Origin of the sequence: Sinorhizobium sp. KGO-5, from assembly GCF_036245905.1 — a bacterium.
GTDB classification, from domain to species: Bacteria; Pseudomonadota; Alphaproteobacteria; order Rhizobiales; family Rhizobiaceae; genus Sinorhizobium; species Sinorhizobium meliloti_A.
Map to the genome: position 1 here is coordinate 1 of NZ_BDIZ01000014.1, position 15,701 is coordinate 15,701.

At 62.4% G+C, this 15,701-nt stretch carries 12 protein-coding genes; 1 reads left to right on the forward strand and 11 read right to left on the reverse strand.

What is annotated here, in order from left to right:
- Nucleotides 1–365: 365 nt before the first annotated feature.
- From tolC to BHD07_RS29825, 5 genes are all read right to left on the reverse strand, one after another.
- Nucleotides 366–1,736: an outer membrane channel protein TolC gene (gene tolC / locus BHD07_RS29805; RefSeq protein WP_100674043.1), complete on the reverse strand. Its 1,371-nt coding sequence runs from the start codon at nt 1,734–1,736 to the stop codon at nt 366–368.
- Nucleotides 1,737–2,012: 276 nt separating this feature from the next.
- Complete coding sequence (locus BHD07_RS29810) at nt 2,013–2,672, reverse strand: protein-L-isoaspartate O-methyltransferase family protein (RefSeq protein WP_338284125.1); 660 nt, start codon at nt 2,670–2,672, stop codon at nt 2,013–2,015.
- 307 nt (nt 2,673–2,979) lie between these two features.
- Nucleotides 2,980–3,405: a TonB system transport protein ExbD gene (gene exbD / locus BHD07_RS29815; protein WP_018097747.1), complete on the reverse strand. Its 426-nt coding sequence runs from the start codon at nt 3,403–3,405 to the stop codon at nt 2,980–2,982.
- A 6-nt stretch (nt 3,406–3,411) separates the two neighbouring features.
- The gene (gene exbB, locus BHD07_RS29820) at nt 3,412–4,389 is read right to left on the reverse strand and encodes a tonB-system energizer ExbB (RefSeq protein WP_338284126.1); all 978 of its coding nucleotides are present in this window, start codon (nt 4,387–4,389) and stop codon (nt 3,412–3,414) included.
- Between the two features lie 221 nt (nt 4,390–4,610).
- Complete coding sequence (locus BHD07_RS29825; protein ID WP_338284127.1) at nt 4,611–7,019, reverse strand: ComEC/Rec2 family competence protein; 2,409 nt, start codon at nt 7,017–7,019, stop codon at nt 4,611–4,613.
- A gap of 305 nt (nt 7,020–7,324) precedes the next feature.
- Between BHD07_RS29825 and gltA the strand changes: the two genes are divergently transcribed.
- Entirely contained in the window at nt 7,325–8,614 is a 1,290-nt protein-coding gene (gene gltA, locus BHD07_RS29830) for a citrate synthase (RefSeq protein WP_003537363.1), read from the forward strand.
- 164 nt (nt 8,615–8,778) lie between these two features.
- Here the strand turns inward: gltA and lpxB are convergent, their stop codons facing one another.
- The 6 genes from lpxB to bamA are packed head-to-tail and all read right to left on the reverse strand — an operon-like array spanning nt 8,779 to nt 15,546.
- Nucleotides 8,779–9,948: a lipid-A-disaccharide synthase gene (gene lpxB, locus BHD07_RS29835; protein ID WP_338284128.1), complete on the reverse strand. Its 1,170-nt coding sequence runs from the start codon at nt 9,946–9,948 to the stop codon at nt 8,779–8,781.
- Entirely contained in the window at nt 9,945–10,832 is an 888-nt protein-coding gene (locus tag BHD07_RS29840; protein ID WP_338284129.1) for an LpxI family protein, read from the reverse strand. Before BHD07_RS29840 ends, lpxB begins: the two co-directional genes overlap by 4 nt.
- Nucleotides 10,832–11,650, reverse strand: a complete 819-nt coding sequence (gene lpxA / locus BHD07_RS29845) for an acyl-ACP--UDP-N-acetylglucosamine O-acyltransferase (protein WP_164866970.1) — start codon at nt 11,648–11,650, stop codon at nt 10,832–10,834. The genes BHD07_RS29840 and lpxA overlap by 1 nt, the downstream gene beginning before the upstream one ends.
- On the reverse strand, nt 11,647–12,111 hold the full coding sequence (gene fabZ, locus BHD07_RS29850; RefSeq protein ID WP_010969260.1) for a 3-hydroxyacyl-ACP dehydratase FabZ: 465 nt from the start codon (nt 12,109–12,111) through the stop codon (nt 11,647–11,649). Before fabZ ends, lpxA begins: the two co-directional genes overlap by 4 nt.
- Entirely contained in the window at nt 12,104–13,168 is a 1,065-nt protein-coding gene (gene lpxD, locus BHD07_RS29855; protein ID WP_338284130.1) for a UDP-3-O-(3-hydroxymyristoyl)glucosamine N-acyltransferase, read from the reverse strand. Before lpxD ends, fabZ begins: the two co-directional genes overlap by 8 nt.
- A 44-nt stretch (nt 13,169–13,212) precedes the next feature.
- A complete protein-coding gene (bamA, locus tag BHD07_RS29860) occupies nt 13,213–15,546 on the reverse strand; it encodes an outer membrane protein assembly factor BamA (RefSeq protein ID WP_100673902.1) in 2,334 nt (777 codons plus the stop codon).
- Between the last annotated feature and the right edge of the window lie 155 nt (nt 15,547–15,701).

The window sequence follows — 15,701 nt, forward strand, 5'->3', positions numbered from 1 at the left end:
CTCGGCGGCGTTCACTCCATGCAACTGGAAAACGCTCTTTGACGTATCCATGCCAATTCGGATAATCTGCTCCACGGACGGTCTCCCTCGATTGATGTCTTAACGACTCACTCTGGCACATTGCGATACCGTTGGGAGCCGTCCACCCCAACAGTGCTCGTCACAGGGATCCAGCAGCGCCGCGTCTGCGGCGCGGAAGACTCTTTTCAGCCCAAAGACTTGGGCTGGCTGGATTCCTGTGACAAGCACGGGAATGAGGAAATCAAACAAAACGCGGCGAATGTCCCGTATCTCAACAGGCCTTAGCACAAAACGCCGCGACCCTCGGGGACGCGGCGTTTCGTGTCGAATTGGCTAAGGGCCGTCTAGCGCCCGTCGACGGTGCGCAGGCCGAACCACTTGTCCTTGACGGCCTCGTAATGTTCCTCGGCCCGATATTCGGCCACCTGCAGGCCCTGGCTCCTGACTGTCAGATGGCCCATTGCGGCGAGCAAGGCATAGCTTGCAACCACCGCATCGCGTTGCGCGCCCGCCAGCGACTCCTGCGCGTCCAGCACGTCCTGCTGCGCGTCGAGCACGTCCAGCGTGGTGCGCTGACCGACCTTGCGCTCTTCGATCACGCCTTCGAGCGCGAGGTTCGCTGCGGAGATCTGCGACCGGCTGGCCTTGATTCGGGCAAGTGCCGATTCGAGCTGCGCATGCGCCGATACGACTGTCTGCTGCACCGAGGCCCGCTCGGAGTCGACGAGGATCCGCTGCTGCCCCAGAATTTCCTTGGCCTGGCGAATCTGGCCGTATTCCGCACCGCCCTGATAGATCGGAACTTCGAGCCGAGCCGTGACGCTCGCCGTCGTATCATCAAGCCCTTGACCGGCATTACCGGTGTTACGGCTCACGGCGCCTTGGAGAACGACGCCCGGCAGCATCGTGCCTTCCGCCGATTTCACCTGGTAACCGGCCGAATCGACGGCATATTGCGCCGCCAGGATTCGCGGGTTCTCGCGCAGCCCCGTCGCCACGGCCTGATCGAGGGACCTCGGCATGGCCTTCGTGGCCGGTCCAGGCTGTCTGATGCCGGTCGGCGCTGCGCCGACGATCTGCACATAGACCGCTTCGCTCTGTTTCAGCTGCGCGATTGCAGCAACGAGCAGCGACTGGGCGTTGGCGAGTTCGGCTTCCGCCTGGCTCACATCCGTCCGCGTGCCTTCGCCCACATCGAGGCGGGCCTGTGCGGCGCTCAACTGTTCCCGAAGGAAGGCGAGGTTCTGACGGCGAATCGAAACGACCTGCTGATCGCGGGCTATGTTCGCATAGGATTGCGCGGCCGAAAGAAGAATCTGGATCTCATTGGCCTTCAGCGTCTCGCGGCTCGAAAACACCTCCGCTTCGGCCGCCCTGACATTGTTCAGGGTCTGAAATCCATCGAAGATCGTCTGCGTGATGGAAATCCCGACCTGTCCGGAATGAAAGTCGCGGGTGCCGGTCCGTTCGGCGTCGACCCGTGAGAGCGTCCCAGTCGCCGACGCGGAAACCTGCGGCCGGTAGCCGGCCTTCGCAATCGGAACCCCTTCATCGGTCGCGCGCAGCCCGGCGCGAGCGGCGTTGAGATCCGGGTTGTTCGCATAGGCCTTGGCCATCGCCCCGAAAATCGTCTCCGCGAGAACGGCGTGGGGCGCGAGCAGCACACTGGTCGAGACAGCCGCCCACAAGGCTGCTTTGCGGACAATCGACACCATCTTCCCTCCGATCAATCGGGGCAGCGTCGCCACCCCCCATTTTTCAGCAGGCCCTTTGGCGGCCTGCACAAACACTGCAGTGAAGCCCCGCGCCACCCATGGCGGGCAAATCACCGCTTCCAGGCTCTTTTGAACTCCGGATTCGGGTCTACGACAACTGCGCACCGACCCTCTGCACGGCCATTTCAAAAAGAAACAAATAATACGTTGCCGATTGGCAACATTGCAGTTTTCGCTTCAACACTCATATGTTGAGCCACCTCAATAAGAGGCACATCAAAAAACAAAAGAACGGTTGCGGCGGAAGCCGGGAAGCGGCTTCACGGCGGTGTTGAAGTCAGCTCGCTCCGACGTCATGCCCGATTCGCGCACGTAAAGTTTCGCACGAGATGCGTTACCAAAACCTTCCACGACCACGAGCCGGCCTCCGTCGCGAAGCTGCTCGAACAGCTCGGCAGGGATCATCTCGACGGCACCGTTGATGAAGATGACGTCATAGGGCGCCTCCGCCGCGTACCCCTTGGTGAGATCGCCGCTCACCACGGCGATATTATCGTAGCCGAGGCGTGCCAGCGTCTCCGTGGCCGTGGCGGCCAGGGCTTCGTCGCTCTCCAGCGCCACGACGGAACCGGCGAGAAGCGACAGCAAGGCAGAGGCGTAACCTGTCCCGCAGCCGATTTCGAGGACCAGGTCCGAGTTGGAGATCTCTGCGAGTTGGAGGAGCTTCGCCAACGGCGACGGCTCCATCAGGTAACGCGGCTGGGGACCGCCGACGAGCTCGACATCGGTGTCGATATAGGCCAGCTCCCGCATCTTGGCAGGCACGAACTCCTCACGCGGGACCGACAGGAAAGCAGACAGGACTGAATGGGAGGTCACATCCGTGGTCCGGATCTGATTGTCCACCATCTTGATGCGGGCTGCTTCGAAATTCATGATATTGCCTCGTGTCGGAATGGGCGCGGCGCCGGGAAGATCGTGCGTTCGGCGGCCGCCAGCCCGTTGCCTGAAGCGCGAAGCGCCGTATTGATGCGTCGCGCCTCAGGTTGTTGTCTCTGTGCCTGTCGTCGGTCCGAAACCGCTCCGCGCTTTCGGACACATTCATAAAGCTCATAGATCGCCGCACGGCCGGTTTCAAGCGACTGCGTCTCCGTGCACGCAAAAAGGCACCGCCAGCCCACATCGGAGCTGGCGGCCGGGCCATGAGGACCCCGCCGAGACGAGGGATGCGAACGGAAAACCGCTAGCGGGCGGGAGCGGCCTCCAGGCCGACGAGTGCGATCTTGCCGTAGCCGGCATTCTGAATGAGGTTCATGACCGTCATCAGTTCGCCGTAGTCGACCAGGCGATCGGCGCGCAGAAGCACGCGCGTATCCGTGTTGCCGCCGGTTATCCGGTTCAACTCGGAAACGAAGGCTTCGCGAGGCGCCTCTTCATTGCCGATGGCAAGCGTGAGGTCGGCTTTCAACGTCACGAAGACCGGCTTGTCGTCGCGCGGCGTCGGCTTTGCGACGGATTGCGGCAGGTCGACCTTCATGTCGACCGTCGCGAGCGGCGCAGCCACCATGAAGATGATGAGCAGCACAAGCATGACGTCGATGAAGGGGGTGACGTTGATCTCGCTGTTCTCGTCGAGATCGCCGCCGCTCTCGGAAATTCTTCCAGCCATTTTCGCTTATCCGATTCTGGCGATCGAGTCGGGGCCGTGAACGAAGCCGTCCTGGCGGCGCGGCGGCGCTCTGCGGGCGTGGCGATGATCGAGATCGCGGCTTACCAGTCTTTCGACGGCTGCCGCCGCGTCTGCCAGGATGAGCTTGTACCCCCCGACGGACCGGGCAAAGTAGTTGTAGATCACCACCGCCGGTATTGCCGCAACGAGGCCGATCGCAGTCGCCAGCAGCGCCTCGGCGATGCCCGGCGCAACGATGGCGAGGTTGGTCGTCTGCGCCTTGCTGATGCCGATGAAGGAATTCATGATTCCCCAGACGGTACCGAAGAGCCCGACGAATGGACCGACGGACCCGATGGACGCCAGGATTCCGGTACCGGCACTCATCCTCTTGCCGGCGCGAACTTCGATACGCGTGAGCAGAGAGGAGACGCGTTCCTTGACACCTACTGCCGGCGCGAGGTCCAGAACGGCGTCCGAGCGCGTCATTTCGTCGGCCGCTGCGGCAATCATCTCCCCAGCCACGCCAGCGCGGCGCTCGAGCTTTGGCTGCACGTCGCCGAGACCGTTCGCGGAAACGAGGGCCGCCACGGCGCGCTTGAGGCGCGACTTGGCATATATGAGCTCCAGCGTCTTCACGAGGAAGATCGCCCAGGTGGCGACGGAGGCGAGCGCCAGAGCGACCATCACCGCCTTTACGACGATGTCGGCAGCGAGAAACATGCCGACCGGCGAAAGATCATGCGGAAGCACGGGATTTGCTCCCCCCGCCGTTGCGTCGCCCACCGCTGCCTCGGCCGGCGCCGGTGGCACGCCCGGATCATCGCCGCCGGGAAGGTCTGTCGCCGGCGGCTGCGCGTCGACCGAAACGGACGAGGGCTGTTGTGCGGTCTGCGCGAGGCCGGTCGCGACCGGGCCGGCAAGGAAAACAGTCAGCGTTGCCGCCAGCAACATGTTCAATTTCGGCCGGATCCGATCAGACATCTCGTTCCTCGTTTTTCCGTATTCGCCCGAGCGTCACGGGCCTGCAATCGATTTCAACAATCAGGTGGGCGCGGGATGCAGCCGCGGCCGCTCGCGCCCGCCCCTGTCGGTGAAGCGCTTTCGCAACGCTCTTTACGACAAACAATGGCGGGATGACAAGATTGTGGAGTACGATAATCAAGAATATCACGACAGATGGGGCGATGCGGAACGCGCGGTCGTCAGGGCGGTGAACCTTGCGGCAAAAAACTGCCCGTCCGCCAGTCGTAGCGGCGATGACGCTGCCAGGGGCGCTCGGTGGAGGAGAACGACGTGACGACGCGCATGCGTGGCGGCACGCCCGGTCGTTCCTGCTGCTCGGCATGGATCTCGACCGCACCCGTCCGCCGCAGCGTTTCGGCGCTTATGACCAGCGAACCGCCGGGCGGGCAGGCTGCGGACAGCCGGCGGCTGGCGACGACGACCAGATCGGCGCGACCGCACAGGAAGGAGAGCGATTCGGCCTTTTCGATAACAGCCACTGTCCATCCCTCGCGGCTGCGCCCGGCGCACCCTATTCCCTTTCTGCAGGCGAAGACGCCGGGCTGGGCCGAGGTCAGGAAGGCTGCTGTCTCAACGGCGGTGTCCGGCTCCGTCGCAACGTCGAGCGGTGCCTTATGTTCCGCGATCGCAAGTGCGCGCTGCCATTGCGAGAAGATGAACTCCGGCGGACGGCTCCGATTGGTCGCGATTGCATCCGCGGCGATCAGGCCGACCAATTGCGCATCCTCCGATATCGCGATCGATGGGCGCTCCTTCCGCGGCTCGAGCGCGATCGCGCATATACCCAGAGCGATCAGCCCCGCGCCGACGAGCGCCAGCCGCGTTCTCAGAACGCAGACCAGGATGCCGCCGAATGCGATAAGGAAGAACGGCGCGCCGCCCATGCGGCCGGTCATCCACTCCCCGTCGAGCGATGCGACATATCTCGCGACGGCCAGCATCCAGTCCAGCCCCTGCCCCATGACCAGGAGGGGATAATATTCGAGCCCGAAGGGCATAAGCAGCATCGCGAACAGCGCGAAAGGCATGATCAGCACGCTGATCAGAGGCGTCGTGAGAACGTTTGCGGCCAGCCCGTAACCGGGGAGCCGGTTGAAATGGGCAGCCGCGTAAACCGCCGTCGCCAGGCCGCCGATGACGGAGGTGGCGACAGTACCGATGGCGAGGCCGGACACGATCCCCACGCTCCCCCGCTTCTTCGAGGTTTCGGGATCCTTTCTCCTGTGGTCGCGCCAGCGGGAATAGCCCGCAACGAGGGCCAGCGTCGCCGCAAAGGACATTTGGAACCCGGGTCCGGCTACCGCCGACGGCGTCCAGGCAAGGATGATGAGCGCGGCAAGCGCCACGTTGCGCAGGCTGATCGAGACGCGGTCGAAGAACAATGCGACGAGCATGATCGAGATCATGATCCAGGATCTGAGCGCTGAGACCGCACCTCCGGAAATCAGAATATAGAAGAACACCATGAGAAGAGCGCCGACGGCAGCGATCTTCTTGACGGAAGCTCTTTCCGCCAACCCCGGAACGAAGCTCAACAGAGTCCGGGCGCCGATGAGAAACGTGCCCGCCGCCAGCACCATGTTGAGTCCCGAGATCGCCAGGACATGCGACAGGCCCGCGGCGCGCAGCATCTCGACGGCCTCGCGGCTGATCGCGCGCTCCTCGCCGGTCACGAGCGCCGCAGCGATCGCACCGGTATCGCCGCCGATCGCTGTCCGGATGCGGTTGCCGATCACTTCGCGGATCAGTGCCAGATATGCGGCCGCTTTCGCCGGCAGCGAGGCTTCGGACCGACCGGTGACAGCGCCGGCATCCACCGGCGCTCGCGGGGCGCCATAGAAATACCCGACCGCGCCTACGCCTTTGAAGTAGGATCCGAACGCGAAGTCGTTGAGACCCGGGAGAGCCGGCCCGGAGGGCGGCGACAAACGCGCCTTGCCTTCAATGATAGCTCCGACCGGAAACGGTTCGTGGCGGCTCCGCGCCAGCAGCGTCGCCCTTTCCGGCGCCCGGCGCAGCCGCGGGCCGGATGTTTCTTGTATGCGAACGAGATAACGCCAGCGTCCCCTGTCGTCGGGATCCCGGGTGAGGACCGTTCCGCGAACGGTCGTCGTCACGGGCGTGTCGAGAATGACCGTATCCAGCCTCGCTGTTTCGGCCGCGGCTAGCAGCATGCCCGTGGTAAAGAGAGCGGGCGCGATCACCAGCGGCCGCCAGCTTCGCAGGTCTCCCCGGCAAAGCACCGCAGATATGCCGAAAACGCAAAGCAGCGCTGCAAGTTTGGCAATTCCGACGGATTCGGGCACTGCGAGCCATGCAAGCGAGCCAAGCGCAAGCATGACCGGGATCAGGACGAAGCCGTGGCCGTATTCCTGCTCTTCCGCAACTGCAGCGCCTATGCCGAGGGAAACCGCCGTGGCCGCCGAGCCTATCCGATGGCGAATGTTTGCCGCATGCCAGCCCGCAGGCGCCCGGCGGCCGGAGCCGATGGCGGGCAAATCGCCGGTGAGAACCCGCGTGCCCTCGCTCCGGGGCCACGCGCTGCGCTCCCCATCGCGCACGACCGCTCGTGCCCCGCTCTCCCCCATTCCGCTCCGCCCGCGCCTGTTTTCTCGATCCTGCAGCCAACCGCGCAATCTTGCAACTCGAAGGCTGATGCTCAAAAAAGAGGCAGGCTAGATAGAATGGTACCGCATTATCAGCTTAGCGATCATTGATCTCTTCGAACGAATTGCCGTAACATGCGTTTGTTGCGTTGCCATATGCGTTTTCGCATCGCACAAGTTTGCCTTTGGTACTGCTTGGCAGTCGAAAATAAATCATATAGCAAATTCGCAACGCTCAAATTCGCGGCACAGAGCTATGCCACGATGTCACAAAAACGGAGGGTCCCATGTCAGAAAAAAGCGCGACAGTAACATTCGGCGGAAAGTCCGCGGACCTGCCGGTGCGATCGGGATCAATCGGTCCGGATGTCGTGGACATCGGCTCGCTCTACAAGCAGACGACGATGTTCACCTACGATCCGGGCTTTACCTCCACGGCATCGTGTGAATCGAAGATCACCTATATCGATGGCGACGAGGGCGTCCTGCTTCACCGCGGATTTCCAATCGAGCAACTGGCAGAGCACGGCGACTTTCTCGAAGTCTGCTACCTGCTTCTCTACGGCGAACTGCCGACAAAGGCTCAGAAGGCCGATTTCGATTATCGCGTCACGCACCACACCATGGTCCATGAGCAGATGTCGCGGTTTTTCACCGGCTTCCGCCGCGATGCCCATCCGATGGCCGTCATGTGCGGCTGCGTCGGCGCCCTTTCCGCCTTCTACCACGACTCGACCGATATCACCGATCCGCATCAGCGGATGGTCGCGTCGCTGCGCATGATCGCCAAGATGCCGACGATCGCCGCGATGGCCTACAAGTACCATATCGGCCAGCCCTTCGTTTATCCGAAGAACGATCTCGACTACGCCTCGAACTTCCTGCGCATGTGTTTCGCCGTGCCTTGCGAGGAATATGTCGTGAACCCGGTTCTGGCGCGCGCCATGGACCGGATCTTCATCCTCCACGCCGACCATGAGCAGAACGCATCGACCTCGACCGTTCGCCTCGCCGGCTCGTCGGGTGCCAACCCGTTCGCCTGTATCGCTGCCGGTATCGCCTGCCTTTGGGGACCTGCCCATGGCGGCGCCAACGAGGCGGCGCTCAACATGCTCGCCGAAATCGGCACGGTCGACCGCATTCCGGAATATATCGCCAAGGCCAAGGACAAGAACGATCCGTTCCGTCTGATGGGCTTCGGCCACCGGGTCTACAAGAACTACGATCCGCGCGCGAAGATCATGCAGAAGACGACGCATGAGGTTCTCGCCGAGCTCGGCCACAAGGACGACCCGCTCCTGGAAGTCGCGATGGAGCTCGAACGCATCGCCCTGACGGACGAGTACTTCATCGAGAAGAAGCTCTACCCGAACATCGACTTCTACTCCGGCATCACGCTGAAGGCACTGGGCTTCCCCACCACGATGTTCACGGTGCTCTTCGCGCTTGCCCGCACCGTCGGCTGGATCGCTCAATGGAACGAGATGATCGAAGATCCGGAACAGCGCATCGGCCGTCCGCGCCAGCTCTATGTCGGTGCGCCGCTGCGCGACTACGTGCCGATCTCCAAGCGGTAAACGGCGGACGAACTCGACAAAAAGCCCATTGCGCCAACCCTCATCCTCGGGCTTGCCCCGAGGATGACAGGTGGAGGGTTTGCAGAGGCTGTGGCGAGGTTCTTGCCCCTCATCCTCGGGGCTTGGCCCGACGAACCACAGCGGTTCGAGGCACTCGCCTCTCCTCACCCCGCTCGAAGGCAAGCGAGAACGATATCCGCCGCCTTTTCACCGGGCGGACGGTTCGTTTCCATTCGCTGTTGAACGAGGGCGAAGCCGTCGAGCATCGCACGACGTTGCGCCGTGTCGCTCGAAAGCCGTTCGAACCAGCGCGTCAGAACGGCCGGCCGGATCGACTTGTTGAAATATTCGGGCACGACCGGAAAATCCGCGATGAGGTTCGGAAGCGCCGCGGTCCATATCCGAATGCGGGAATGCAGGAGGCTGATGATCCAGTCGGCAGAGTAGGTAGAGACGACCGGAACTCCGGCGAGCGCCAGTTCGAGGATCACCGTACCGGAGGCGGCAATGGCCGCGTCGGCTTGGGCAAAAGCCTCCCATTTCCTGTCGGCGGTTATGCTTATCTCGGGCTGAACCCGCCAGGAGGCCGTCAACGCCCTCACACGGTCTTCCTGGCGCGGCACGGTCGGCAAGAGGAAACGAATGCCTTCGTGCCGCTCCGCGAGCTCTTCGGCCGCTTCGCGGAAGATCGGAAGCAGGCGGCTGACCTCGCTGCCGCGCGATCCGGGCAGCAGGAGGCAGGCCTTCGGCTCGCGCCGATCCTGCATCTGCCGTCTCAGTCGTTGGCGCTCCCGGACCGCGAGAACATTGCCGTCAGATGCGAGCCGATGCCCGACATAGGTCGTCGGCGGACCGCCGAGCTTCCCCATCGCTTCCGGCTCGAAGGGTAAAACCGCGAGCACGTGATCCACATAGGCCCGCATGCGCGGCGCCCGCTCCGGCTTCCACGCCCAGACGCTCGGGCAGACATAGTCGATCACCGGCAAGTCCGGCAATGCGGCACGGACGCGTTGCGCCACGCGGTGCGTGAAGTCCGGGCTGTCGATGATCAACAGAGCATCCGGACGCGCAGCGGCGATCGCGCGGGCGGTCTGCCCGATCAGCAACAGAAGCTTCGGCAGGTTCGCCAGAACCTGCGAGAAACCCATGATCGACAGTTCGGAATAGTCGAAGAGCGACCGGAGCCCTTCGGCTTCCAGCCCCTCGCCACCGACACCCACGAGTTCGAGCGGACCGTCTAGACGATCACGCAATGCCCGCACCAGGTCGGCGCCGAGCAGGTCTCCGGAAACTTCTCCGGCGATAACCGCCAGCCTGTAGGCTCTGCCCGTCATCTCCGGTCCCTGCGGCAATCGCGCTCGATACCGAGCACGAACAGCCCGCCCCTGTCGGCTTCCTCCACGAGACGCGCGCGATCGAGAACCAGCGCGCGTCCTGCCTCCACGGCGATGCCCGCGAGGCCGGCAGCATGCGCTCCTGCGACCGTCGACGGACCGATCGAGGGCAGATCCGCCCGCTCGTCCTGTTGCGGCTTGCAGAGCTTGACGAGGACGCCGCGACGACGAATTGAAATCCGTCCGTCTTTCCTGAGGTCGGCCACTCTCGCCAACATGGCGTCCGTCCCTTCCGCCCCCTCCAGCGCCACGACCCTGCCGCCGACCGCAACGGCGCCCTGGCCGACATCGAGCGCACCCAGCGCGTTGGCTGCGGCGATCCCGGCTTCGATGTCACGCCGATCTTCGTCCGTCGGGACATGGGCGCCGAGCGGACCGGTATCGGCAAGAAGCCCCGGAACGACCTCGTGCGCGCCGATCACATGGGCGCCGCTCGCCTCGATCAATTCGATCACCATGCGCAGCACGGCGTCGTCCCCGCCGGATATCAAGGTGCGGAAAACCCGCGGCACCTTGGCCAGCGTCTTCAGCGTAGGACGGATATCGCGCCACTCCGGCCGCCGCCGCACCGCACCGGAAAGGACCACCCGGTCGATTCCCTCGGTCTCGAAAGTGCGGCTGATCGCGGCAAAGTCTCCGATTGCGCAAACGGCATGGTCGAAGCCGGTCCAATCGGTATCCGCCTCACGCGAAAGCGCAATGATGAACGGGTCTTCGCCCTGGAAGCGCGCTGCCTCGGCCACGTGATGGGGAAGCGTTCCGGCGCCGGCGATGATGGCGAGCCTGCCTTTGGAATGCGGCAGGCGATGAATCGCCACCGCCATCAGCCCTTGGCGCCGCGATTCGGCGACGACAGCGCGCGGTCGCTCTCCGCGGCAATGAAATCCAGGATCTCGATTGCCGGCGCGCAATCGAGATATTCGTTGCGGATAGCGGCTGCGTTCGCGCGAATCGAGCCGTCTCCCTCGAATATCTGCTTATAGCACCGCCGGACGCGATGAATCGCCGCACGCTCGATCCCCGCACGGGTCATCCCGACCACGTTAAGGCCGCTCAAAATGCCGGGGTTGCCGTTAAGCATTCCATAGGGAATGACGTCATAGCTCACCGCCGACAGGCCACCGATGAAGGCCTGACGCCCGATGCGGGTAAACTGGTGAACCGCCGAGCCACCCCCGAGTATGGCTCGGTCCTCGACTGTGACGTGCCCCGCAAGCATGACATTGTTGGAAAGGATGATATTGTTGCCGAGGCGGCAGTCATGCGCCACGTGCGAATAGGCCAGGAACAGGTTGTTGTTGCCGATGATGGTCGCGCCGCCATGCTCCACCGTGCCCGTATTCATGGTCACGCCTTCGCGGATGGTACAGTTTTCGCCAATCACCAGTTTCGTATTCAAGGCGCTGTGGTGGACGCTCTGCGAGTCGCCGCCGATGACGGCACCTGGAAAGATCTTCGAGCCCTTGCCGACGCTCGTATGACCGATGACCGCGACGTGACTCAGAATTTCGACGTCGTCTGCAAGAACGACATTCGGCCCGATATGGCAGAACGGGCCGATCTTCACGTTTTCGCCGATTACCGCACCGTTCTCGATGGCCGAGGACGGGTGGATCTTCGCACTTGATGCTATCATTCTCAGGCGTCTTCCTTGCTGACAATCATCGCGCCGATATCAGCTTCCGCGACGAGTTGCCCGTCAACTTTTGCATCACAGTGAAACTTCCAGATATTGCCGCGCTGCTTCTGCTTCACCACATGGAACTCCACCCGGTCGCCTGGCACGACGGGCTTGCGGAAGCGGGCATTGTCGATCGTCATGAAATACACGAGATTGCTGCCGATTCCAGTCTTGCGCGCACAGATCGCGCCGGCCGTCTGTGCCATGCCTTCGATCAGAAGAACGCCCGGCATGATCGGCTTCTCGGGAAAGTGCCCGGTGAAATGCGGCTCGTTGGCCGTCACGTTCTTGATCCCGATGGCCGAATTGTCGTCATCGATCTCGATGATGCGGTCCACGAGCAGGAAGGGATAACGATGGGGAAGAAGCCTCAGGATTTCCTGTATGTCCGCCGTGCCGAGGACCGTTGCAGCCTCATTCATCCTTGCCACCCTTCTTCTTCTGCCTCTCGCTCGACCGCAGGGCCATTTCGGCCACATCGCGCAGGAAATCCCGCATCGGTCGCGCCGGAATTCCGCCATAGCGCTCACCGGCCGGCACATCGCTCGCCACGCCACTCATCGCAGCGATCTGCGCTCCGTCTCCAATGGTGATATGCCCGTTGACCCCGACGCCTCCACCGATCATGACCCCGTCGCCGATCTGCGTGCTGCCGGCGATACCGACCTGGCTGACGATGCCGCAGTAACGACCGATGCGGACGTTATGGCCGATCTGCACCAGATTGTCGATTTTCGTCCCCTCGCCGATCACGGTGTCATCCATGGTGCCGCGGTCGATCGTCGTGTTCGCACCGATCTCCACGTGATCCTGGATGATCACCCGCCCGACCTGGACGATCTTGATCATTCCGCCCTTCGGGCCCGGTGCATAGCCGAATCCGTCCTGACCGATGCGTGCGCCCGGATGAATGATGACGTTGTTGCCGACCAGCGCACAAAGGATGCTTGCACCGGCCGAAATGGTGCAATCGCGGCCGATCCGCACGCCCGGTCCGATCATTGCTCCTGCTGCGATGCGCGTCCCGCTTCCAATCTCGACGCCGGCTCCGACCACAGCCATCGGCTCGACCTCGACGCCCGCCTCGAGGCGCGCCGTCGGATCGATGAAGGCTCCCGCCGCTACGCCCCTCTCGCTCGTATTATAGGAAGGGCGCATGGCCCTTTCGTGAAGCAAGGTGCCGGCAAGGGCGAAGGCCGTGTGCGGTTTCGATGTCAGCAGCACGGGTATCGTATCGGGAACAAGCGACGAAATGGCCTTGTCGCAGATGATCGCGGCGGCACGGCAGCTCTGCAACTCTTCGCGATTCTTGCGCGACAGCATGTAACAGATGTCGCCCGGCTTGGCGCGATAGACCGGCGCGACCGAACGCACGGTGCGATCGGCAGCAGCAATATCCAGCAACTCCGCCCCAATCTGATTCGCGAGGTCACCCAGACGAATCCCCTGATGGGGCGGAAAAAACCAATTCTGTTCCATGGACACTCCAGAACGATTCTCTGGCAGTTCTGGACTGCTCTCTATCAGAACGACGAGTTGATACCGAACTTGAAGTTCTGGACCTCGTCGAAGTCTTCCTTCGCAACCGGCACGGCATAATCGACACGCAGCGGACCGAAAGGCGAAGCCCAAATAAGGCTGACGCCGACCGACGCACGCAGCGAAGCGTCGTTGCCGCGCACCGATTCACCGGCTCCGGTCAGCTCCAACTCATTGTTGTAGAGCGTGCCCGCGTCGACGAACAATGCACCGCGGAAGCCGCTGTCACGCGGAAGGCCCGGCAGCGGGAACGTCGCTTCCGCAGACGCCGTGAAATAGGTCGTGCCGCCAAGGGCATCGCCGTTGTTTGCCCGCGGACCGATACCGTTGCGCTCGAAGCCGCGGATATCGTTGCTGGTCAGCTGGAACTGGTCGAAGACTTCAAGTGAACCGGACGTCTTGAACAGCTGGCCGGCGCTGCCGGAGATCGAGCCGATGATGTCAGCCTCGTCGTGCAGCGTATAGTACCATTTGGCCTTACCCGTCAGCTTGTAGAAGTCCGACGTACCGCCAAGACCTGCAAACTCCTGGGTGACCGAAGCGAGAATGCCCTCGTGCGGCAGTTGCGCATCGTCGAGCGTGTTGTAGGTGATCGACTGGGACACGGAGGAACGCGTCCAGGGGCCGTCCTCGATTGCGCGAACATAGGGAGAGGAAAGCTCGTCCTCGTCGCCGAAATATTCGAGCTCCGTGTAGTTGTAGCGCAGCGTCGTCGACAGGTTTTCCGTGATCGGCGCAGTCACGCGCAGGCTGAATCCCTGATCGTTGTAGCTGTAGTTGTCGTCATCGAAGTCGTTTTCGTTCTTGAAGAGGTCGAAGCCCGCCGCGAGACGGTAGCCGAGGAAATAGGGCTCGGTGAACGAAACATTGTAGGTCTGGCTGTCCTCGCCCTTACCGGCGGCAAGACGAATATACTGGCCGCGGCCCAGGAAGTTCTTTTCTTCGATCGAAGCTTCGACGAGGAAGCCGCCGCCGTCGCCGGCGGAATAGCCGGCGCCGATGCCGAACGAGCCGGTCGACTGATCCTGCACGTCGACGACGATGACCACACGGTCAGCCGCACTGCCCGGCTGCGTCGAGATGTTGACCGACGAGAAATAGCCGAGCGCTTCCAGGCGGCGCTTGGCGCGGGCAACCATTTCCTGGTTGAAGGCATCGCCCTCGCCGACGTCGAACTCGCGACGAATTACGTAGTCACGCGTCCGGGTGTTGCCGCGAATCTCGATGCGCTCGACATAGGCCCGCTCGCCCTGGTCCACGAGATAGTCGACGGCGATCGTGTGATTGGCGAGGTCGCGATTGCCGCGCGGCGTGACGCGCGCAAAGGGATAACCCTCCGACGCGACGCGCTTCGAAATCTCGCTCATCGTGTTCTGAATGTCCTTGGCCTTGTAGACCGTGCCTTCGCGGCTCTGAACGAGCCCCCTCAGTTCCTCGGCGTCGATGCCTTCGACGGTCGATTCGATGTTGACCGAACCGAAGTCGTATCGAGGACCTTCCTCGACCGTGATCGTTACCGTGTATTCGTTGGTCGCCTCATTGAGCGCCGCTTCGGACGAGACCACCTGAAAATCGGCATAGCCGCGGTTGTAGTAGAACTGCCGCAGCAATTCCTCGTCGGCCCGCAGCTTATCCGGATTGTAGACGTCCTTGCGCGTGAGGAACGAGAAGATGCCCGATTCCTTGGTCGCAATCACCGACTGCAGACGGCCGTCGCTATAGGCCTCGTTGCCTACGAAGTTGATCTGCGTGATCTTGGTGCGTTCGCCTTCATTGATGACGAAGGCCAGGTTGACACGTCCTTCGGCAATCGGAACGACCTGGGTCGTCACGGTCACGTCGCTGCGGCCGATGGCGGCATAGGCGTCCTTGATGGCCTGAATGTCGGTTTCGACGGTCGCCTCGCTATAGGGACCGAGCGGCTGGGTGCGAACGACACCCTGGAGCTTGTCATCCTTGATCTTGCGGTTGCCGTTGAAGACCACCTGGTTGACGAGCTGATTCTCGCTGACGGAAACGACAAGCGATCCGCCGGAAACCGTGATGCTGACATCGGAGAAATAGCCGGTGGCATAGAGCCGCTTCACGGATGCGTCGATATCGGCATTGCTGAAGCTCTTGCCGGGAACGATCGTGATGTTGGCGCGAACGGTTTCCGCGCTGACACGCGTTGCCCCACGCACGTCAACCCGATTGATGACCGCGGCTTGCGCGACTGAGGTACCAGCAACAAGTCCTACCCCGGTACCCGTGGCGACCATGCTTGCTGACAGAGCAAACGCCGACACCGCGTTCAAAAACCTTGAACCAGCTTTCATGTCAAAATCTTACCTTTTCCCAACGTCCCGCGGCAGTTTCGTGCCGACTCCGGTCACGGTTGCCGTTTTAACCGCTTTTCCCATACAAGCAAGTCAGCTCGTTAATTTCTGTTTACTTCAATTCCAACCGTGGCTTAACAGCCACTACGGCCTCT